An 18,787-nucleotide genomic window follows, 5' to 3' on the forward strand; every position below is an offset into this window, starting at 1 on the left:
CGTGACTACCACCGCCGCCAGCTCGTCCCACTCGCACCACCTCTCGCCCGCCTTCCCGGGCCGCGCCCCCTGGGGCACCGCCGGCAAGCTGCGCGCCTGGCAGCAGGGGGCGATGGACAGGTACCTCCAGGAGCAGCCCCGCGACTTCCTCGCCGTCGCCACACCGGGCGCCGGCAAGACGACCTTCGCGCTCACCCTGGCCTCCTGGCTGCTGCACCACCATGTCGTGCAGCAGGTCACCGTCGTCGCGCCCACCGAGCACCTGAAGAAGCAGTGGGCGGAGGCGGCGTCCCGGATAGGGATCAGGCTGGACCCCGAGTACAGCGCCGGACCGCTCAGCCGGGAGTACCACGGCGTCGCCGTGACCTACGCCGGTGTCGGAGTGCGGCCCATGCTGCACCGCAACCGCGTCGAGCAGCGCAAGACCCTCGTCATCCTCGACGAGATCCACCACGCGGGCGACAGCAAGTCCTGGGGCGAGGCCTGCCTGGAGGCGTTCGAGCCGGCGACCCGCCGGCTGGCGCTGACCGGCACCCCGTTCCGCTCCGACACCAACCCGATCCCCTTCGTCGCGTACGAGGAGGGCAACGACGGGATCCGGCGGTCCGCCGCCGACTACACCTACGGCTACGGCTCCGCCCTCGCCGACAACGTCGTCCGCCCGGTCATCTTCCTCTCCTACAGCGGCAACATGCGCTGGCGCACCAAGGCCGGCGACGAGATCGAGGCCCGGCTCGGCGAGCCGATGACCAAGGACGCGATCAGCCAGGCCTGGCGCACCGCGCTGGACCCGCGGGGCGAGTGGATGCCGTCCGTGCTGCGCGCCGCCGACCAGCGGCTGACCGAGGTCCGCAAGGCCGTCCCCGACGCCGGTGCCCTAGTCATCGCCTCCGACCAGGACTCCGCGCGCTCCTACGCCAAGCTGATCCGCGAGATCACCGGCCGCCCGGCGACCGTCGTGCTCTCCGACGACGCGGGCGCCTCCGACCGGATCGACGAGTTCAGCCACGGCACCGACCGGTGGATGGTCGCCGTCCGCATGGTCTCCGAGGGAGTCGACGTGCCCCGCCTCGCGGTGGGCGTGTACGCGACCACGATCTCCACACCGCTGTTCTTCGCGCAGGCCGTCGGTCGTTTCGTGCGGTCGCGGCGGCGGGGCGAGACCGCCTCCGTGTTCCTGCCGACCGTTCCCGACCTGCTGGGCTTCGCCAACGAGATGGAGCGCGAACGGGACCACGTCCTCGACAAGCCGAAGAAGGACGGCGAGGAGGACCCGTACGCCGAGGAGGACAAGCTCCTCAAGGAGGCCGAGCAGCAGCAGGACGAGGACACCGGCGAGCAGGACATGCTGCCCTTCGAGGCGCTGGAGTCCGACGCCGTCTTCGACCGGGTCACCTACAACGGCGCCGACTTCGGTATGCAGGCCCATCCCGGCAGCGAGGAGGAGCAGGACTACCTCGGCATCCCGGGCCTCCTGGAGCCGGAGCAGGTGGAACTGCTGCTGCAGAAGCGGCAGGCCCGGCAGATCGCGCACAGCCGCAAGAAGCCCGACGCGGAGGCCGACCTGCTGGAGCTGCCCGCCGAGCGCCGGCCGGTCGTCAGCCACAAGGAGCTGATGGAACTGCGCCGGCAGCTCAACACCCTGGTCGGCGCCTACGTCCACCAGAGCGGCAAGCCGCACGGGGTGATCCACACCGAGCTGCGCCGGGTGTGCGGCGGCCCGCCGAGCGCCGAGGCGACCGCCGGACAGCTGCGGCAGCGCATCGCCAAGGTGCAGGAGTGGGCGACGCGGATGAAGTGACCCCCTCCGGCGGGGGGTGCGGTCGCGGCCCGCGCGCGACCTCCCGCGGTGGTCACCGATGCCCGCCGACGCCGCCGTGCGCGGTACGTATCGGGACGAACGGAAGAAGTCACCACCGGTCGATGACCGGATTCTGGACGGAGGCTTCCGCTGAGCGAACCTGCTTCGCTACTGTCCCGCTACGCACACGCCCCGTGGCAGCGCCGCCGCGGAGCGCAGCCGTGAAGCGACTCGGGTCCGGGGCAAGCCGGGCCTTCACCGATCGGCGGCCTCTGAAGCGCGTCGCTGACGGGACTCGGCGACGCACCGCCGCGAGGAGGCCGCGGACCTCACCGCTTGGAGGAATGGGCGTCGTGACCGCGGAGACCTCCCAGACGCTCGACCGAGGACTACGGGTCCTCAAACTGCTGGCCGACACGGACCACGGGCTGACCGTCACCGAGCTTTCCCTCAAACTGGGCGTCAACCGGACCGTGGTGTACCGGTTGCTCGCCACCCTGGAGCAGCACGCGCTCATCCGGCGCGACCTGGGCGGCCGCGCCCGGGTCGGGCTCGGGGTGCTGCGCCTGGGCCGCCAGGTGCACCCGCTGGTGCGGGAGGCGGCACTGCCCGCGCTGCGGGCGCTCGCCGAGGACATAGGGGCGACCGCGCACCTGACGCTGGTGGACGGCACCGAGGCGTTGGCCGTGGCGGTCGTCGAGCCGACCTGGACGGACTACCACGTGGCCTACCGGGCCGGGTTCCGGCATCCGCTGGACCGGGGGGCCGCCGGCCGGGCGATCCTCTCGGCCCGCGGGCAACTGCCGGCGGACCCCGGATACACCCTCACCCACGGCGAGCTGGAGGCGGGCGCCAGCGGTGCCGCCGCGCCGCTGCTGGGTGTGACCGGGGTCGAGGGCAGCGTGGGCGTGGTGATGCTGGCCGACGCGGTGCCGGAGCGGGTGGGGTCGCGGGTCGTCGACGCGGCACGGGAGGTGGCCGAGGCGCTGCGCTGACGGCGGCCGGCACCCACCGGCGCCCGCACACGGCAGCCCGCGCAGCGCCCCCGGGCGGGGGGCCCGTGCGGGGCCGTTGCGGGGCCCGTGAGGGCGCCGTACGGGCGCCGCAGCGTTCCGGACGCCGCCCGGCGGGGCGCGGCGCCGGTCGCGGCCGGGGCGGCCGGAGGGCCGGTCCGCGGCCCCGGGTTAGATTGACCCCGTGCTCTCTCGCCTCACACGCCCCCAGGCCGTCGCCGTCTGCGCCCTGCCCGCCGTGGCCCTGCTCGCCACGGCGGTGTTCGCGCCGCTGCCGTTCACGGTGGCGCAACCGGGCCTGACCGCGAACGTCCTGGGCGACCACCAGGGCACCCCGGTGATCACGATCTCCGGTGCCCCGGTCCGCACCACCAGCGGTCAGCTGCGGATGACGACCATCGAGGCGACCTCCCCGAACACCCACGTCTCACTGGGCGATGTGATCGACGGCTGGTTCGACACCGACCGGGCGATCATGCCGCGCGACGCGGTCTACCCGAGCGGCGAGAGCGTCAAGGAGATCGAGAAGCACAACGCCCGGCAGATGCAGCAGTCGCAGAACGCGGCGACCCGGGCCGCCCTGCGCTACCTCAAGCTGGGCGGCGAGGACGTCAAGGTCACCCTCACCCTGGCCGACGTCGGCGGCCCCAGCGCCGGGCTGCTCTTCACCCTCGGCATCATCGACAAGCTGGACGGCGACGGCGGCGGCGGCGACCTGACCGGAGGGCGCACCATCGCCGGCACCGGCACCATCACCGCCGACGGCACGGTCGGCCCCGTCGGGGGAGTGGCGCTGAAGACGCAGGCCGCGCGCCGTGACGGGGCGACGGTGTTCCTGGTCCCCCGGGCCGAGTGCGCCGACGCGCGGGCCGAGTTGCCCCGCGGACTGCGGCTGGTCCCGATCACCACCCTGCAGGGCGCGGTGAACGCCCTGACCGCGCTGGAGAAGGACAAGGGAGCAGTGCCGAGCTGCTAGGGGCGCTTCGCCTGCCCGGCACCGGTGGGAGCCCTGCCCGGCGCCGGGGCAGCGTCGAACGTCAGGACGGTGGACGGCCCCGGTCCGGCTCCGCGGGCGTGACCGCGGCGCCGGCGCTCCGGGGGGCCGGGGCCGCCGGACCCTCGTGGTAGGCGCCGTCGGCGAACAGCAGCACCCGGCGGCCGGTACGGGTGTGCTGCTCCACGGCCCCGAGCAGCAGGAGGTGGTCGCCGGCGGGCACCAGCCCGGAGCGCCGGCAGCACAGCGTCGCCGCGGCGCCCGGCAGCAGCGGCTCCCCGTGCGGCCCGGACCGCACGGCCAGCCCGCGGAACCGGTCGCCCGGGCCGGCGAACCTGGCCGCCAGGTCGCGCTGGCCGGCGGCGAGCACGTTCACGGCGAAGTACTCGGCGGCGGTGAAGGCCGGCCGGGCCCGTGAGGACAGCGCGAGGCACCACAGGACCAGGGGCGGGTCGAGCGAGACGGACGTGAACGAGTTGACCGTCAGCCCGGCCGGGCCGCCCGGCGCCCCGGCGCAGGTGACCACGGTGACGCCGGTGGCGTACCGGCCCAGCACGTCGCGCAGCGCTCGCTCGCCGGGACCGGCCGGTGCGGCACGCCGCGACGGCGTACCGGCCGCGCCGCCGGGCACCAGCGCGGCTTCGGGCCGGGTCGTCATGCTCCGTCCGGCCGGCCGCGCAGGGCGGCGAGCGCCTCGGCGGTCTCGGCGTCCTCGGGGTCGAGCACGGCGGCCAGCTCCAGGTCGTCCAGGGCCTCCTGCCGGTGGCCGGCCTCCTGGTGGAGGAAGGCGCGGTTGTAGCGCAGGGCGGGGTCCTTCGGCGCGAGTTCGACCGCACGGCACAGGTCCGCCAGGGCGTCCTGCAGGCGTCCCGCCTCGTAGCGGACGCCGGCCCGCCCGGACAGGGCGCTCACCAGGTCCGGGTCGGCGGCCACCGCGCGGTCGTAGGCGGCCTCCGCCTCGCCGGGTTCGCCGCTCTCGGTGAGCGCCTGTCCGACCGCCGCGTGCAGATGGGCGTTGTCGGGGTCGACCCGCAGTCCGGCCCGGGCGTCGGCGAGGGCCGCGGCCGGGTCCCCGGCCTCCAGGTGGATGGCGCAGCGGTTGATGTACGCGTCGACGAACTCCGGGTCCTGCTCGATGACGTAGCCGAAGTCGGCGAGCGCCCCGTCCACGTCGCCCTCGTTCAGCCGCAGGTCGCCGCGGTTGTAGTAGATCTCGGGGAACGGCGGCGACAGGCTGAGGGCGCGGGAGTAGTCCGCGAGCGCCTCCCCGGTGCGGCCCAGGCGGCGGAACAGGTTGCCCCGCTCCAGGTAGTGCTCCGCGTGGTTGGGGTCCTGCTCGATGACGACCGCGTAGTCGGCGAGCGCGTCGTCGAGTCGGCCCAGGCCCGCGTACACCCGGGCGCGGTTGTTCTTGAGCACCGAGCGGTGCAGCCGGTGCTCGTCGGGGGTGAGCCGCTCGTCCAGGTCCTCGATGCACTCGGTGACCAGCCGCAGCGCCTCCTGGGGGTCCCCGAGGTTGACCTCCACGAGCGCGCGGCCGTTCCGGTAGAACGCGCTCTGGAAGGCCCGTTCCACCCGGTCCTGCAGCAGGGACGCGGTGGCGATCGCCCCGTTGAGGAGCGCCTTGGCCTTCTTCTCGTCGCGGTCGGCCGGGTCGTTGTGGCGGGTGTACAGCATGGCGGTGGAGTAGGCGCACGCCATGTGCACCGCCGGGTCGGTGGAGAGCAGCCGCGCCTCGTCGTAGACCGCCTCGGCCTCCTTCGTGCGGCCCAGGATCGACAGGGCCAGGCCGAGCTGCACGCCGAACCTCCACCACCGCCCGCTGTCCTGCCGGCCGTCCACCAGGCGCTGGCCGCGGCGGCCGTAGTCGACGACGGCGTCGTAGAAGCCGTTGACCAGGCAGTGGTCCGATGCGGTCCACAGGGCGGGCACGGCCTCGGCCACCGGGTCGCTGCCGCGCTCCAGGTGGTACGGCAGCGCGCCGAGGGCGAGCGAGAACTCCTCCGCCTCCCGCAGCCGTGCGGCGCGCCGGTCGTGCAGGGCGGCGCGGTCGGCGTCCGGCAGCGACCGGTAGGCTCTGCGGGCGGCCTCGCCGTCGGGGCCGTCGAGCAGCCCGTCGGCCTCGACCCAGCGCCGGGCCTGCTCCTCGTCGCCGCCGTCACCCGCGTCGGCCGCCGGCGCGGAGTCGTCCGGGCGCACGGCCACCTCGGTGGTGCGGTGCTCCAGGACGGAGGCCAGCACGCCGCCGGGGTCCGGGGCGTGGGCGCCGCACAGCACGACGGTCAGGACGTCCGCGTCGACGCGCCGCAGCAGCGCGGCGAGGAACTCCCGGTCCGTGGCCTCGGCGTGCTCGACGTTCTCCACCAGCAGGCACCGCGGACCGTCATGGCCGAGGGCGGGCAGCGCGTCGCGGACGAACTCCACCAGTCCGCCGGCGATCCGCCGGGTGCGCAGCCGGGCGTAGAAGCGGGTGCGTTCCGCGGGCAGCGCCATGGAGGTCAGGGTCTCCCGCGAGTTGGGCACCAGGTCCGCCAACTCGGGTGCGACGGAGAGCAGTTCGATGTCGTGTCGGCGTACCAGCTCGGGGTCGGCCGCGAGTACCGCCGGCACCAGCGCCCGTGCCACGGTGCCCGCCGCGGTGTACGGTCCGCGCAGCCTGCGGTGCGCGTCGACCGGTTCCAGGAGCCCGGGCGGCAGCCGGCGGGCGCCCACGGCCGCGGCCCGGGAGCGCCGGGTCCCGCCGTGGCACCTCAGATGTCCGGGGGCCGTGGGGTCAGCCTGCTGCATGTGCGGTCTCCTTCGCGGTCGGGACGGCCGGGCGGCTGCGGCGCCGCCAGGCACGGAACGCCAGGTAGGCGGCGAGGACCGGTTCCCAGAAGTTGAGGACGAGGAACGTCAGCACGTCGGCGACGTTGACCGGGGACAGGTCGGTGTGGAGCTTGTGGACCGCGACCTCGGTCAGGCGTATGCCGGTGGGTATCGCGGCGGTCAGCAGGGTGACGGTGAGGAAGACGTACCCGGCCAGCATCAGCCAGGAGTACCAGCGGGCGACGTCGCGGTCGCGCTCGCGCCAGGTGCTCTCGTCCACCGTCCGCTCCGGCCTGCGCAGCAGCCGCATCAGGCGGTTGCGCAGCATCTGGCGGGCCGTGGTCTGCAGGTCGTTGCAGCCGAGCACGGTGATGGCGAGGTAGTACAGGTCGGTGCGGAGGAAGAAGTAGAACTGCCAGACCAGCCGCAGCACGGCCGCGAAGGCCATCGACAGGCACAGCCGCCGCACCAGGCCCCCCGCGCCGGTCGCGTCGTGCAGCGCCGCGGCGACCAGGGTCAGGCCGCAGACGGCCACCACATCGGTGATCATTCCGGCGAGCATCGGCAGGTAGCGCTTGCGCCGGGGTACGGCGACCAGGCCGTCGAGCGCGGTCACGAAGACCACGTAGTAGAAGCGGCGGCTGATCGACAGCGTGGAGTTGAGTCCGAGGCGGCGGCCCGCGAGCGCGTGCGCGGCCTCGTGCAGCAGGATCAGCGGCACCTGGCCGATGACGATGCCGAGGGTGAGCAGCACCAGTGACCGGCGGGTGAAGAACAGGTTCTGGTAGTGCGGCGCCAGGTCGGGCCGGCGGATCATGGCGACCACGGCGGCCAGTACGAGCAGGCCGTAGCCGGCCCACGCGAGCGGGGAGAAGACGGCCGCGCCGAGACGCTGCCAGCGCACCGGGCCCGTCGGCGCGGACACCTGCTCCCCGTCCTTGACCACCAGTTCGAGTTCCTCGAGCACCTCGAGGAACTCGGCCATGTCCACCTGCTCGCCGTACTGCTCGGTGTACCAGCGGGCAGCGGCGTTCGGCGGCGTGCCGGCCTCCAGGCGGCGCAGCAGTTCGGCTCCGTCCGGCGGGAAGAGGCCGTAGGAGTCGATGTCGGCCCGCCCGACGGTGACTTCCTCGCCCTCCGCCAGGTAGGTGAGCGGATGCAGCCGCACAGGTTCGTCGAAGTCCCGGGACGGCGGTGTCGTCACTGCCTCACCTCACTGGTCGGCGGCCGGTGTGCGGTGCGCGCCGGGCACCGGGCCCGGCGCGCACCTGCCTGGGATCAGGCGGGGTTGGTGCCGCAGCAGTACGTGGCCGCGGCGGCGGACGTCAGGCGGACGGTCCCGGCCTTGCGCACGGCGATCTTCTTCATGGGGATCTCCTTCTCTGCGAGATGGTGCACAGCGCCGCCGGGGACCCGGCCGGCGCACCCGATTTCTCGGGCGTTCTTGGGTGGGAGCGAGAAGGAATGCCTGGAATTATTCCAGGGAATTTCGCACGGGAATTCCGTCGGTGCGATGAATGAGAAGCCGCGTGAAAAGGCCGTGGGCAGGGCTGCAGACGTCCGTTGTGAACTCGTCGAAAACCGCTTCGTCATGGCATCGGGATTTTCACCCCCTGATTCGATGCGTGACAGATTTACATCCCGTTCACAGGCATGTCAACGGCCCCGGCACGGTAGCCATGACCACCGTGTAAGGCCGTTCACGTGCTGCGGCCAAGGGGAATTGAACGTTCTGTAATGGCGGTCGCGTGCGGTGGACAGGCGTCGTGGGGCAAGGCATGGTCGCCGGATCGAGCCCGACTTCGGTCCGATGCCGGGCGATTCCATGTCTCACGTGGTCGGGTCGACGGCACATAAGGCGGACGGCCGAATGCGAAAGGCGTCCGCGGAATGGGGGAACGATGGAATACGAGCTGGCCCGGCGGCTGGTGCCGGACGGGATGTGGGGCGTGGTCGAACCGCTGCTGCCCGCCTTCACCGGCCGCCGGCAGGGCGGCGGCACGGCCCCGCTGGACGAGCGGCGGGCCTTCACCGCGGTGGTCTACGTGCTGGTCTCGGGCTGTGCCTGGCGGCAGCTGCCGTCCTCGTTCGCGGTCTCCTCGGCCACGGCGCACCGCAGGTTCACCACCTGGACGCACTCCTCGCTCTGGGACCGCCTGGAGGAGGCCTGCGTCGGGCATCCCGACGAGCGGTGGATCGGCGACGTCGCGGCCGCGGCCCGCAGGAGAGCCGCGGGCCGGGCGGTCCTGGAGGGGTCCTGAGGTCGGCCACGTGAGATGCACGCAATGCCCGGATTGCTGTTCCGGTGGGGCGGCTCCGCGTGGACGGGGCCCGGACCGGCGCGGGTCCCCCACGGCGGTCGCGCGGTCACGGATCGTCATCGCCCGGGTGCCCGACTGCAGGCCCCTTCCGGGCGCCGGCCCTGTTTTGGCAGGTTCCTGCCATTGGGGTGGAGGCCCCCCGGCGGGCCGGCCGGCACCGCCGCGGGCCGCGTCCCGGCCGGTCCCGGCACGCCCCGAGCGGAACCCGGGCCCGCCGCTGCTCCCACCCCGTCGGCCGCAGCGCCGGCCGGAATCCGCGAGCCGTCCCGGACACTGCCCTTTCCGCCGCCGAACCGGTCGTGTTGCCCGCCGATGCCACGCCCGGCGGAATGCCCGGCCGGCGCCGCGGTACTCCGGCCCAGCCGGAGGAAGCCGCCCTCACCGGACCCCCGGTCGACGCGGCGCCGTCCCGGCCGAGCGGGCGGCGAACACCGCACGGGCATGCGGGGACGGGTGCGGCGCCGGATCCGTGCCGCCCCCGCCCGGCCCTCGGCCCCCTACCCCTACTTCACGAAGCCCTCGTTCTTGAGCCAGTCCAGTGCCACCTGGTGCGGGTCCTGGCCGTCCACGTCGACCCTGCCGTTCAGATCCTGCGCGACCGCGTTGGTCAGCTTCCTGGTGATCGGGTTCAGGACCTCGGCGATCTCCGGGTGCTTCTCGAAGGCCTTGGTGTTGATCTCCGGGGCCGCGTTGTAGTTGGGGAAGAACTTCTTGTCGTCCTCCATCACCACCAGGTTCATGGACTTGATCCGTCCGTCGGTGGTGAACACCTCGCCGTAGGTGCAGGCGCCCTTCGCGACCTGGGTGTAGATGATGCCGGTGTCCATCTGCGTGATGTTCGCCGCCGGCAGGTCCATCCCGTACTTCTTCTGCATCCCCGGCAGCCCGTCGGCCCGGTTGGCGAACTCGCCCTCCACGCACAGGGTCACCGCGCCCGGGTCGGACTTGGCCAGCTCGGCCACCTGGGACAGCGTCTCCGTGCCGTACTTCTTGAAGTTGGCCTGGTTCATGGCCAGCGCGTAGGTGTTGTTCAGCGGGGCCGGCGGCAGCCAGGTCAGCCCGTTCTTCGCGTCGGCCTTGCGGACCGCCTCCCACTGGGCCATGGGGTCGGGGATGGGGTTGCTGTGGCCCAGGTAGGTGATCCAGGCGGTGCCCGTGTACTCGTACATGCCGTCGGCGTTCCCGCTCTTGACGGCCTCCCGGGCGCCGATCGACCCCTGGATGCCGGTGCGGTCCAGGACGTTCGCGCCGGCCGCCTCGAAGGCGATGCCCATGATCGCCCCGAGGATCAGCTGCTCGGTGAACTCCTTGGAGGTGACCGTCAGATCGGCACCCTTCAACGGCAGGCCCTGGCCGATCGAGCCGGGCGAGACGTCGTCGACCATCGGGGAGCCGCTGGTCAGACCGCAGCCCGCCGGGAGCAGCAGCGCGCCCGCCAGGACCAGACACAGACGCCGCCTCATGTCCCCACCTCCAGTCCGCGCGGCCTGAGCAGCAGTTCGGCCAGGGAGGCCAGCCAGTCCACCAGCAGGGCGAGCGCGATCGTCAGGATCGACCCCAGCAGCAGCACCGGCATCCGCTGGGTGGTGATGCCGGTGGTGATCAGCACGCCCAGCCCGCCGCCCCCGCCGAACACCGCCAGGGTCGCCGTGCCGACGTTCAGCACCAGGGCCGTGCGGACGCCCGCCAGGATCAGCGGCACCGCCAGCGGCAGCTCCACCTTCTGCAGCACACCCAGCGGGGACATCCCGATACCGCGTGCGGCCTCCAGCAGCGTCGGGTCGTTCGCCCGCAGCCCGGTGATCGTGTTCGACAGCACCGGCAGGATGGCGTAGATGATGATGCCGATCAGGGCGGACCTGCGGCCGATGCCGAGCCAGATCACCAGCAGCGCCAGCAGGCCCAGCGCCGGCGTCGCCTGACCCATGTTGGCGAACGCCATCGCCACCGGGGTCGCCTTGCGGAACATCCGGCGGGTCAGCAGGATGCCCAGCGGGATCGCGATGATCAGTACGAAGAAGGTGGAGATCGCGGTCAGCTGGACGTGCTGCCACAGCGCCTTCGACACCTCCCCCTTGGCCAGCGCGTTCTTGGAGATGGTGTCCAGTTCCGCCTGCTGGAACCACGCCCAGGTCGCCAGCAGCACCGCCACCAGGAACGCGGGCAGGAACACCAGCTTCTGCCAGGTGATCGCGCTGACCCTCCGGGAGGGCGACGGGGGAGGGGGCGCCTCGGTGTCCTCGCCGTCGTGGAGAAGGTCGCCCTCGACCTCGGGCTCGCCCTCGGGGCGCCGGTCCGAAGAGGTCGTCACGCCTTCGCCTCCCCGCCCGTCATGCCCTCCTGCTCGAAGTGCGTCTGCGAGCTGCGGGTCTCCTCCAGTTCGTGCTGGTGCTCCAGGGCTTCCAGGCGGTCGGCCTCCAGCAGCTCGTGCACCGAGTTCATCAGCGTCTCCATGTCGACGACGCCCGTGTACTCGCCGCGCCGCCCGGTCACCGGCACCCGGCCCGCGTTGTCCGTCAGCACGGCCTCCAGCGCGTCGCGCAGCGTCGCGTCCCGGGTCACCGTGTCGTTCACCAGCGTTCCGGCCCGTGCCAGCGAGCCCTTGGCCCGCATCAGGTCGCCCCGCCGCAACCACTTGTAGGGGCGGCCGCGCCGGTCCAGCATCAGCAACTCGTTGGTGCCGCCCGACCGCAGCTTGACGAAGATGTCCTGGAGCGGGTCGTCGATCCGCACGGTCGGGTAGGCGGTGATGCCGACATCCCGCACCCGGGTCAGGTTGAGCCGCTTCAGCGCCGCGCCCGCGCCCACGAAACCGGACACGAAGTCGTCCGAGGGGTTGGTGAGGATCGCCTCCGGCGTGTCGAACTGGGCGATGTGCGACTTCTCCCGCAGCACCGCGATCCGGTCGCCGAGCTTGATCGCCTCGTCGAAGTCGTGGGTGACGAACACGATGGTCTTGTGCAACTCGTGCTGCAGCCGGATCAGTTCGTCCTGGAGGTGGTCGCGGGTGATCGGGTCGACCGCACCGAACGGCTCGTCCATCAGCAGTACCGGAGGGTCCGCCGACAGCGCCCGGGCCACGCCGACGCGCTGCTGCTGTCCACCGGAGAGCTGGCGCGGATAGCGCCCCTGGAACTCGCCCGGGTCCAGTCCCACCAGGTCGAGCAGCTCCGCCACCCGCGCCTTGATCCGCGACTTCGACCAGCCGACCATCCTCGGCACCAGCGCGACGTTCTCCGCCACCGTCATGTGCGGGAACAGACCGGCCGACTGGATCGCGTACCCGACCTGGCGGCGCAGCTTGACCGGGTCCATGTCGGTGACGTCCTCGCCGCCGATCCGGATCCGGCCGCCGGTCGGCTCGATCAACCTGTTGATCATCTTCAGGGTCGTCGACTTGCCGCAGCCGGACGGCCCGACCAGGATGACGATCTCGCCCGCCTTGATCTCCATGTTGACGTTGTCGACGGCCGGGTTGGGGTTGCCGGGGTACAGCTTGGTGAGGTTCTCCAACTCGATGGTGGCGCCGGTCGCGGGGGCGCCGTTCGCGCCGGTGCCACCGTCCGCCGCGGCACCGGTCCCGCCGCCCTCGGAGGGACCGTCGGCCGGACCGGCGGGCTCGGCGGTCGTGTTGCCGTCCGGGCTGTCAGGGCTGTCAGGCACGGATCCCCCTGGAAATGGTCAGCCGTCCGAGAAGGACGTACGCGGCGTCGAACAGGAGGGCCAGGATGATGATCCCGACCGTGCCCGCGAGCACCTGGTTCAGGGCGTTCGCGCTGCCCAGCGAGGCGATACCGCGGAAGATCTCGTTGCCCAGCCCGGGGCCGGAGGCGTACGCGGCGATGGCCGCGATGCCCATCAGCATCTGCGTCGACACCCGGATGCCGGTCAGGATGGGCGGCCAGGCCAGCGGCAGCTCCACCCGCAGCAGCCTCCCCATGCGGGACATCCCGATGCCCGTGGCCGCGTCCACCAGGGCCGGATCGACCCCGCGCAGTCCCACGATCGCGTTCCGGACGATCGGCAGCAGCCCGTACAGCGTCAGCGCGATCACCGTCGGCGGCACGCCCAGACCCACGATCGGGATGAGCAGACCGATCATGGCCAGCGAGGGGACGGTGAGGATCGTCGACGTGGCCGTCGTGGCCAGGGTGCCCGCCCACTCCGAGCGGTAGGTGACCACGCCGATCACCACACCCAGCGCCGTCGCCACCACCATGCACTGGAACACGGCGCTGGCGTGCTGGTAGGCGTCGGCGAGCAACTGCTGGTGCTGGCCGCCCAGGTAATCCCAGAAGTTCACACGCGGTCACCCCACAGGTTCGGTCACTCCCGTTGCCGCCGGTCCTCCGCCGCCTGCTCCACCAGCGGGATGATCCGCAGCGGAACGGGATTCTCCATCACGATCGCGGTGGAAGCCCGAACAATGCCATCAAACCCGACAACCCGGTCGATCACGCGCTGGAGATCGGCGTTCGAGCGGGCCACCAGACGGCACAGCATGTCCCCGCCGCCCGTCGTGGTGTGCAGCTCCAGCACCTCCGGGACGGTCGCCAAGTGGGCGCGCACGTCAGCCCCTTGACCCTGCCGGATCTGCAACGTCGCGAAGGCGGTCACCGGATACCCCAGTGCCGCCGGGTCGACCTGGGGCCCGAATCCGCGGATGACTCCATTCGACTGAAGCCGGTCCAACCGGGCCTGCGCCGTCCCCCGGGCCACCCCCAGCCGCCGGGACATCTCCAGCACCCCGATACGCGGCTCCCGGGCCAGCAGCAGGACGATCCGCGCGTCCAGATGATCGATCGCCATCGACGAACCCCTTCCGGGTGGTCATCCTGTACAGAAAGGCGGCCCTTGCGCCCATTCGGCTGAGCATATTGTCCAGTGAACGAGCGAACTATTGCGCACCTTGCAGAGCGGCGCCAGGCTGCGGACATGACGCAGACCACACACCACACTCCCGACACCGCCCGGCAGGCCGACCCCTTCCCGGTCAAGGGAATGGACGCGGTCGTCTTCGCCGTGGGCAACGCCAAGCAGGCGGCGCACTACTACTCCACCGCCTTCGGCATGAAGCTGGTCGCCTACTCCGGACCGGAGAACGGCAGCCGCGAGACGGCGAGCTACGTCCTGGAGAGCGGCTCCGCCCGCTTCGTGTTCACCTCGGTCGTCAAGCCCGCCACCGACTGGGGCCGCTTCCTCGCCGAGCACGTGGCCGAGCACGGCGACGGCGTCGTCGACCTCGCCATCGAGGTTCCGGACGCGCGCGCCGCGCACGCCTACGCCGTCGAGCACGGCGCCCGCTCGGTGACCGAGCCGCACGAGGTGAAGGACGAGCACGGCACGGTCGTCCTCGCCGCGATCGCCACCTACGGCGAGACCCGCCACACCCTGGTCGAGCGCACCGGCTACGACGGCCCCTACCTGCCCGGCTACACGGCCGCCGCACCGATCGTCGAGCCGCCCGCCCAGCGCATGTTCCAGGCCGTCGACCACTGCGTCGGCAACGTCGAACTCGGCCGCATGAACGAGTGGGTGGGGTTCTACAACAAGGTCATGGGCTTCACGAACATGAAGGAGTTCGTGGGCGACGACATCGCGACCGAGTACAGCGCGCTGATGTCGAAGGTCGTGGCCGACGGCACCCTCAAGGTCAAGTTCCCGATCAACGAGCCCGCCGTCGCCAAGAAGAAGTCCCAGATCGACGAGTACCTCGAGTTCTACGGCGGCGCCGGCGTCCAGCACATCGCGCTCAACACCAACGACATCGTGCAGACGGTCCGCGCGATGCGGGCGGCCGGCGTGCAGTTCCTGGACACCCCCGACTCGTACTACGACACCCTCGGCGAGTGGGTCGGCGACACCCGGGTGCCGATCGAGACGCTGCGCGAAATGAAGATCCTCGCCGACCGCGACGAGGACGGCTACCTGCTGCAGATCTTCACCAAGCCGGTCCAGGACCGTCCGACCGTCTTCTTCGAACTCATCGAGCGCCACGGCTCGATGGGCTTCGGCAAGGGCAACTTCAAGGCCCTGTTCGAGGCCATCGAGCGGGAGCAGGAGAGGCGCGGCAACCTCTAGGACGCGGTCCGGGACGCGGCCGGCGCCGGCCCTCGGGCACCCGCCCGCGCCCGTCCGCCCGCTGTCCGCGCCCGTCCGCACGCCCGCCCCGTCCGCCCGTCCGCTGTCCGCCCGCGCCCGCCCGCCCGGAGCCCCGGCCCCGGGCGGGCGGCGCGGTGGGCGGCGCGGTGGGCGGCCGCAACCGTCCGGCCGCCCCGTCAGGCGCCCCCGTCCGGCGGCGGCTCCGCCGCCGGCTCGCCCAGTCCCGCCAGCGCCGCCCGCGCCTCGGGCGCCCGCACCGGCGAGAAGTACGGATTGATCCGCAGCGCCTCCCGCAGATGCCGCCGCGCCGGGCCCTCCAGCGCCAGCGCCTTCTCGATCATGCCGCGGTGGAACGCGTACGGGGCGCTGCGCACCCCGCCGCCGTGCTTCTCGTCCGTGGCGAGCACCGCGTACCGCAGCGCCTCCCGGTCGTCCCCCGCCCGGTGCAGGGCCCAGCCGAGCGCGTCGGCCACGGGGGTGCCCGGCTGCCGCCCCCACTCGGCCCGCAGCCGGCGCACCGCCGCCGCCGGATCACCGTGATCCGCCTCGAACCGGCCCAGCAGCAGAGCGCCGTCCACTCCGCCGGCCGCCTCGGAGCGCACCCTGCTCCGCAGCAGGTCGTACTGGACGCGCGCCGCCTCCCGCAGACCCAGGGACTCGTACAGCTCGCCCAGTTCCAGCGCGTACTGCGGTTCCGGCTGTCGGGCGAGCGCCGCCCGGTACGCGCGCAGCGCCTGGGAGGTGCGGCCCAGCGCGGCCAGCGCCCGGCCCTCCCCGGCCTGCGCGGCCCGCAGATCCGGGTCGATCCGCAGCGCCGCCCGGAAGTGGCGCAGTGCGTCCTGCCGGTCGCCGCGCTCCCAGGCCAGCCGCCCGCCGCGCTCCAGGTAGGCAGCCCGCTCGGCCGGCCGCCCGGCGGCCGCCGCCGCGTCGGCCAGCGCGGCCGCCGCGTCCTCGCGCCGGCCGCCGTCCCGCTGGACCGAGGCGGCCTGCGCCCGCACGGCCGGCCCGGAGCGCAGCCGCAGCAGCCGGTCCAGGGCCTTCCGGGCCGCCGAGTGGTCGCCGAGGCCGGTGTCCGCCTCGATCAGCAGCGGGTACGCCGTCCACCGCTTCGGATGCCGCTCGAGCACGGCCCGCGCCCACCGCTGCCCGGTCCGGAAGTCGCGGCGGGCGTTCGCCAGCGCCGCCAGTCCCTCCAGGGCCTCGGGGTTCCCCGGGGGACCCGCCTTCAGCGAGGAGTGCAGCGCCCGCTCCGCCTTCGGGTAGAACTCGGCGGCACCCGCCGTCCGCCTGCCCTGCTCCACGTAGGCGGAGCCGAGCAGTGCCCAGGCCCGCGCGTCCCGCGGATGCGTCCGCACCCGGGCCTCCCGCCCGGCGATCAGGGCGGCCAGCTCGGGCAGCCCGACCGGCAGGTGCGCACCGACCGCGGCCTGCGCCCGTGCGCCGGCCGCCGGGGCGGGCGGCCCGCCGCCGGACTGCCTCAGGGCGGGCAGGAACAGCAGCGCCGCACCGCCCAGCACGGCACAGCCGACCAGGGCGGCACAGCCGACCAGGGCGGCGGCCGCCGCCCTGACCGCCCCCCGCCCGCGCCCCCGCGCCGCGCCCCCGGCCGCCGCCTCGCCGGCCCCGCTCCCCGCTCCGTCCTCCGTCCCGCCCGCGGTGTCCGTCCCGCCTGCGGTGTCCGTCCCGCCTGTCCTGTCCGTGTCGGCCGTGTCGTCCGCTGCGCGGCCCTCCACGGCGCCGCCCGTCCGGTTGTCCATGGCGTCACTGTGCGTCCCGGCGGGGACCGCGCCCGGACGGCCGAAGCCGGCCGCCCACGGGTTCACACCGATGGCCCCGGGTGCGAACCTGTGATCGTGAGCCGTACCGCAGCACCCGACGACGACGTGACGGGCAGCCTCGTCGACCGACTGCTCGCCGGCCTGCCGGCCGACGCGGTCCTGACCGACCCCGACGTCACCGCCTCCTACGCACACGACATGGCGAGCTTCTGCCCGGCCGGCGTTCCGGCCGCGGTCGTCCTGCCGCGCACCGTGGAACAGGTGCAGCACGTCATGCGCACCGCCACCGCACTGCGCGTCCCGGTCGTCCCGCAGGGCGCCCGCACCGGCCTGTCGGGCGGCGCGAACGCCTCCGACGGCTGTATCGCCCTGTCCCTGACCAGGATGGACCGCATCCTGGAGATCAACCCGGTGGACCATGTCGCCGTGGTCGAGCCCGGGGTCGTCAACGCCACCCTCTCCCGCGCGGTCGACGAGCAAGGCCTCTACTACCCGCCCGACCCCTCCAGCTGGGAGACCTGCACCATCGGCGGGAACATCGGCACCGCCTCCGGCGGCCTGTGCTGCGTGAAGTACGGGGTGACGGCCGAGTACGTCCTCGGCCTGGACGTCGTCCTCGCCGACGGCCGCCTGATGTCCACCGGCCGGCGCACCGCCAAGGGCGTCGCCGGATACGACCTGACCCGCCTCTTCGTCGGCTCCGAGGGCTCCCTCGGCGTCGTCGTCCGGGCGGTGCTGGGCCTGCGGCCGCGGCCGCCGCGGCAGCTCGTGCTGGCGGCGGAGTTCGCCTCGGCGGCGGACGCCTGCGACGCCGTGTGCCGGATCATGAAGGCGGAGGGGCGGGAACGGCGTCCGCGGAAGGGCGACGGCGGGCGGACGGCGGGCGGGCACCTCCCCTCACTCCTCGAACTGATGGACCGCACGACCGTCAAGGCGGTCAACGACCTCGCCCGCATGGGCCTGCCCGAGACCACCGAGGCCCTGCTGCTGGCCGGCTTCGACACCGCCGACCCGGCAGCCGACCTGGCCGCCGTCGGAGCGCTGTGCGAGGCGGCCGGAGCCACCCGGGTGGTCCCCGCGGAGGACACGGCCGAGTCCGAACTGCTCCTGGAGGCCCGGCGACTGTCCCTGACCGCGCTGGAGGCGGTCAGGGGCGTGACGATGATCGACGACGTGTGCGTGCCGCGCTCCCGGCTCGGCGACATGCTGGACGGGGTCGCTGCCATCGCCGACCGGTACCGGCTCACCATCGGTGTCGTCGCGCACGCCGGGGACGGCAACACGCACCCGACGGTCTGCTTCGACGCGCAGGACCCCGACGAGTCCCGGCGGGCCCGCGAGTCCTTCGACGAGATCATGGCGCTCGGCCTGGAACTCGGTGGCACCATCACCGGCGAACACGGTGTGGGCGTGCTGAAGAAGGACTGGCTGGCCCGCGAGATCGGTCCGGTGGGGGTGGAGATGCAGCAGCGGATCAAGGAGGTCTTCGACCCTCTGGGCATCCTCAACCCGGGCAAGCTGTTCTGACCGGCCCGGGTGCCGCTCACCGGGCGAGCAACCGGTCGAGGCCGTCGTCGATGCCGAGCTGCCCGGCCTCCGACCCCGGCGGCACCACCCGCAGCGTCCGCTCCAGCCAGGCCGACACCTGGGCCGTCGGCGCCTGAAGCAGCGCCTCCCCGTCCGGGGAGCTGAGCGCCACCAGGACCACGCTGCGGCCGTCCACCTTCGTCGGCCACACCCGGACGTCCCCGTGCCCGCACGGCCGGAAGACCCCCTCCACCAGCAACTCGCGTGCGAACGTCCAGTCGACGGGGTGCTCGGAGTCGATGTGGAAGGTGATGCGGACGGCGTAGGGGTCGTCGGTTCGGTAGACCAGCCGGGCCGGCACCGGGATGCTCCGCTCCGGCGCCAGGATCAGGTGCAGTTCCAGTTCACGCTCGACCACGGTGTGCATGGCGTCTGGTTCCTCT

General features: G+C 73.0%; 16 protein-coding genes. 6 read left to right on the forward strand and 10 right to left on the reverse strand.

The window, feature by feature from the left end; translation table 11 throughout:
* Nucleotide 1 precedes the first annotated feature (1 nt).
* The 3 genes from ACL02U_RS15435 to ACL02U_RS15445 all read left to right on the forward strand — a co-directional run bounded on the left by ACL02U_RS15435 (nt 2) and on the right by ACL02U_RS15445 (nt 3,790).
* Complete coding sequence (locus ACL02U_RS15435; RefSeq protein ID WP_412791386.1) at nt 2-1,801, forward strand: DEAD/DEAH box helicase; 1,800 nt, start codon at nt 2-4, stop codon at nt 1,799-1,801.
* A gap of 353 nt (nt 1,802-2,154) precedes the next feature.
* Complete coding sequence (locus ACL02U_RS15440; protein WP_412791387.1) at nt 2,155-2,796, forward strand: IclR family transcriptional regulator; 642 nt, start codon at nt 2,155-2,157, stop codon at nt 2,794-2,796.
* Nucleotides 2,797-2,998: 202 nt separating this feature from the next.
* A complete protein-coding gene (locus ACL02U_RS15445; protein ID WP_412791388.1) occupies nt 2,999-3,790 on the forward strand; it encodes a S16 family serine protease in 792 nt (263 codons plus the stop codon).
* Between the two features lie 61 nt (nt 3,791-3,851).
* Here ACL02U_RS15445 and ACL02U_RS15450 read toward each other — a convergent pair whose 3' ends face one another.
* Genes ACL02U_RS15450 through ACL02U_RS15460 form a run of 3 tightly spaced genes read right to left on the reverse strand, consistent with a single transcriptional unit; the run spans nt 3,852 to nt 7,820 of the window.
* The gene (locus tag ACL02U_RS15450) at nt 3,852-4,466 is read right to left on the reverse strand and encodes a flavin reductase family protein (RefSeq protein ID WP_412791389.1); all 615 of its coding nucleotides are present in this window, start codon (nt 4,464-4,466) and stop codon (nt 3,852-3,854) included.
* Complete coding sequence (locus ACL02U_RS15455) at nt 4,463-6,595, reverse strand: tetratricopeptide repeat protein (RefSeq protein ID WP_412791390.1); 2,133 nt, start codon at nt 6,593-6,595, stop codon at nt 4,463-4,465. The genes ACL02U_RS15450 and ACL02U_RS15455 overlap by 4 nt, the downstream gene beginning before the upstream one ends.
* Nucleotides 6,582-7,820 carry a hypothetical protein gene (locus ACL02U_RS15460; protein WP_412791391.1) on the reverse strand — a complete coding sequence of 413 codons (1,239 nt, stop codon included), beginning with the start codon at nt 7,818-7,820 and terminating at the stop codon, nt 6,582-6,584. Before ACL02U_RS15460 ends, ACL02U_RS15455 begins: the two co-directional genes overlap by 14 nt.
* 697 nt (nt 7,821-8,517) lie before the next feature.
* Here ACL02U_RS15460 and ACL02U_RS15465 point away from each other — a divergent pair.
* Nucleotides 8,518-8,877, forward strand: coding sequence for a transposase (locus tag ACL02U_RS15465; protein ID WP_412791392.1), 360 nt, complete (start codon nt 8,518-8,520; stop codon nt 8,875-8,877).
* Between the two features lie 563 nt (nt 8,878-9,440).
* Here ACL02U_RS15465 and ACL02U_RS15470 read toward each other — a convergent pair.
* Genes ACL02U_RS15470 through ACL02U_RS15490 form a run of 5 tightly spaced genes read right to left on the reverse strand, consistent with a single transcriptional unit; the run spans nt 9,441 to nt 13,746 of the window.
* Nucleotides 9,441-10,400, reverse strand: a complete 960-nt coding sequence (locus ACL02U_RS15470; RefSeq protein ID WP_412791393.1) for a glycine betaine ABC transporter substrate-binding protein — start codon at nt 10,398-10,400, stop codon at nt 9,441-9,443.
* Nucleotides 10,397-11,248: an ABC transporter permease gene (locus tag ACL02U_RS15475; RefSeq protein WP_412791394.1), complete on the reverse strand. Its 852-nt coding sequence runs from the start codon at nt 11,246-11,248 to the stop codon at nt 10,397-10,399. The genes ACL02U_RS15470 and ACL02U_RS15475 overlap by 4 nt, the downstream gene beginning before the upstream one ends.
* Nucleotides 11,245-12,600: a betaine/proline/choline family ABC transporter ATP-binding protein gene (locus ACL02U_RS15480; protein WP_412791395.1), complete on the reverse strand. Its 1,356-nt coding sequence runs from the start codon at nt 12,598-12,600 to the stop codon at nt 11,245-11,247. Before ACL02U_RS15480 ends, ACL02U_RS15475 begins: the two co-directional genes overlap by 4 nt.
* Nucleotides 12,593-13,240, reverse strand: coding sequence for an ABC transporter permease (locus ACL02U_RS15485; RefSeq protein ID WP_412791396.1), 648 nt, complete (start codon nt 13,238-13,240; stop codon nt 12,593-12,595). The genes ACL02U_RS15480 and ACL02U_RS15485 overlap by 8 nt, the downstream gene beginning before the upstream one ends.
* A gap of 23 nt (nt 13,241-13,263) precedes the next feature.
* A complete protein-coding gene (locus ACL02U_RS15490) occupies nt 13,264-13,746 on the reverse strand; it encodes an Lrp/AsnC family transcriptional regulator (RefSeq protein ID WP_412791397.1) in 483 nt (160 codons plus the stop codon).
* 126 nt (nt 13,747-13,872) lie between these two features.
* On the opposite strand from ACL02U_RS15490, the gene hppD reads away from it, so the two are divergent.
* The gene (gene hppD / locus ACL02U_RS15495) at nt 13,873-15,018 is read left to right on the forward strand and encodes a 4-hydroxyphenylpyruvate dioxygenase (protein ID WP_412791398.1); all 1,146 of its coding nucleotides are present in this window, start codon (nt 13,873-13,875) and stop codon (nt 15,016-15,018) included.
* 197 nt (nt 15,019-15,215) lie between these two features.
* Here the strand turns inward: hppD and ACL02U_RS15500 are convergent, their stop codons facing one another.
* The gene (locus tag ACL02U_RS15500; RefSeq protein WP_412791399.1) at nt 15,216-16,796 is read right to left on the reverse strand and encodes a tetratricopeptide repeat protein; all 1,581 of its coding nucleotides are present in this window, start codon (nt 16,794-16,796) and stop codon (nt 15,216-15,218) included.
* 90 nt (nt 16,797-16,886) lie between these two features.
* Between ACL02U_RS15500 and ACL02U_RS15505 the strand changes: the two genes are divergently transcribed.
* Nucleotides 16,887-18,344, forward strand: a complete 1,458-nt coding sequence (locus tag ACL02U_RS15505; protein ID WP_412791400.1) for an FAD-binding oxidoreductase — start codon at nt 16,887-16,889, stop codon at nt 18,342-18,344.
* 16 nt (nt 18,345-18,360) lie between these two features.
* Here ACL02U_RS15505 and ACL02U_RS15510 read toward each other — a convergent pair whose 3' ends face one another.
* On the reverse strand, nt 18,361-18,771 hold the full coding sequence (locus ACL02U_RS15510) for an SsgA family sporulation/cell division regulator (protein WP_412791401.1): 411 nt from the start codon (nt 18,769-18,771) through the stop codon (nt 18,361-18,363).
* Nucleotides 18,772-18,787: the final 16 nt, after the last annotated feature.

Origin of the sequence: Streptomyces sp. MS06, assembly GCF_047200655.1 — a bacterium.
Taxonomy (GTDB): Bacteria; Actinomycetota; Actinomycetes; order Streptomycetales; family Streptomycetaceae; genus Streptomyces.

Bases quoted from the DNA above. Each gene is read 5' to 3' on its own strand.
- ACL02U_RS15465 (WP_412791392.1), top strand. From the start codon at position 8,518: ATGGAATACGAGCTGGCCCGGCGGCTGGTGCCGGACGGGATGTGGGGC.
- ACL02U_RS15510 (WP_412791401.1), bottom strand. From the start codon at position 18,771: ATGCACACCGTGGTCGAGCGTGAACTGGAACTGCACCTGATCCTGGCG.
- ACL02U_RS15455 (WP_412791390.1), bottom strand. From the start codon at position 6,595: ATGCAGCAGGCTGACCCCACGGCCCCCGGACATCTGAGGTGCCACGGC.
- hppD (WP_412791398.1), top strand. From the start codon at position 13,873: ATGACGCAGACCACACACCACACTCCCGACACCGCCCGGCAGGCCGAC.
- ACL02U_RS15470 (WP_412791393.1), bottom strand. From the start codon at position 10,400: ATGAGGCGGCGTCTGTGTCTGGTCCTGGCGGGCGCGCTGCTGCTCCCG.
- ACL02U_RS15490 (WP_412791397.1), bottom strand. From the start codon at position 13,746: ATGGCGATCGATCATCTGGACGCGCGGATCGTCCTGCTGCTGGCCCGG.
- ACL02U_RS15450 (WP_412791389.1), bottom strand. From the start codon at position 4,466: ATGACGACCCGGCCCGAAGCCGCGCTGGTGCCCGGCGGCGCGGCCGGT.
- ACL02U_RS15500 (WP_412791399.1), bottom strand. From the start codon at position 16,796: ATGGACAACCGGACGGGCGGCGCCGTGGAGGGCCGCGCAGCGGACGAC.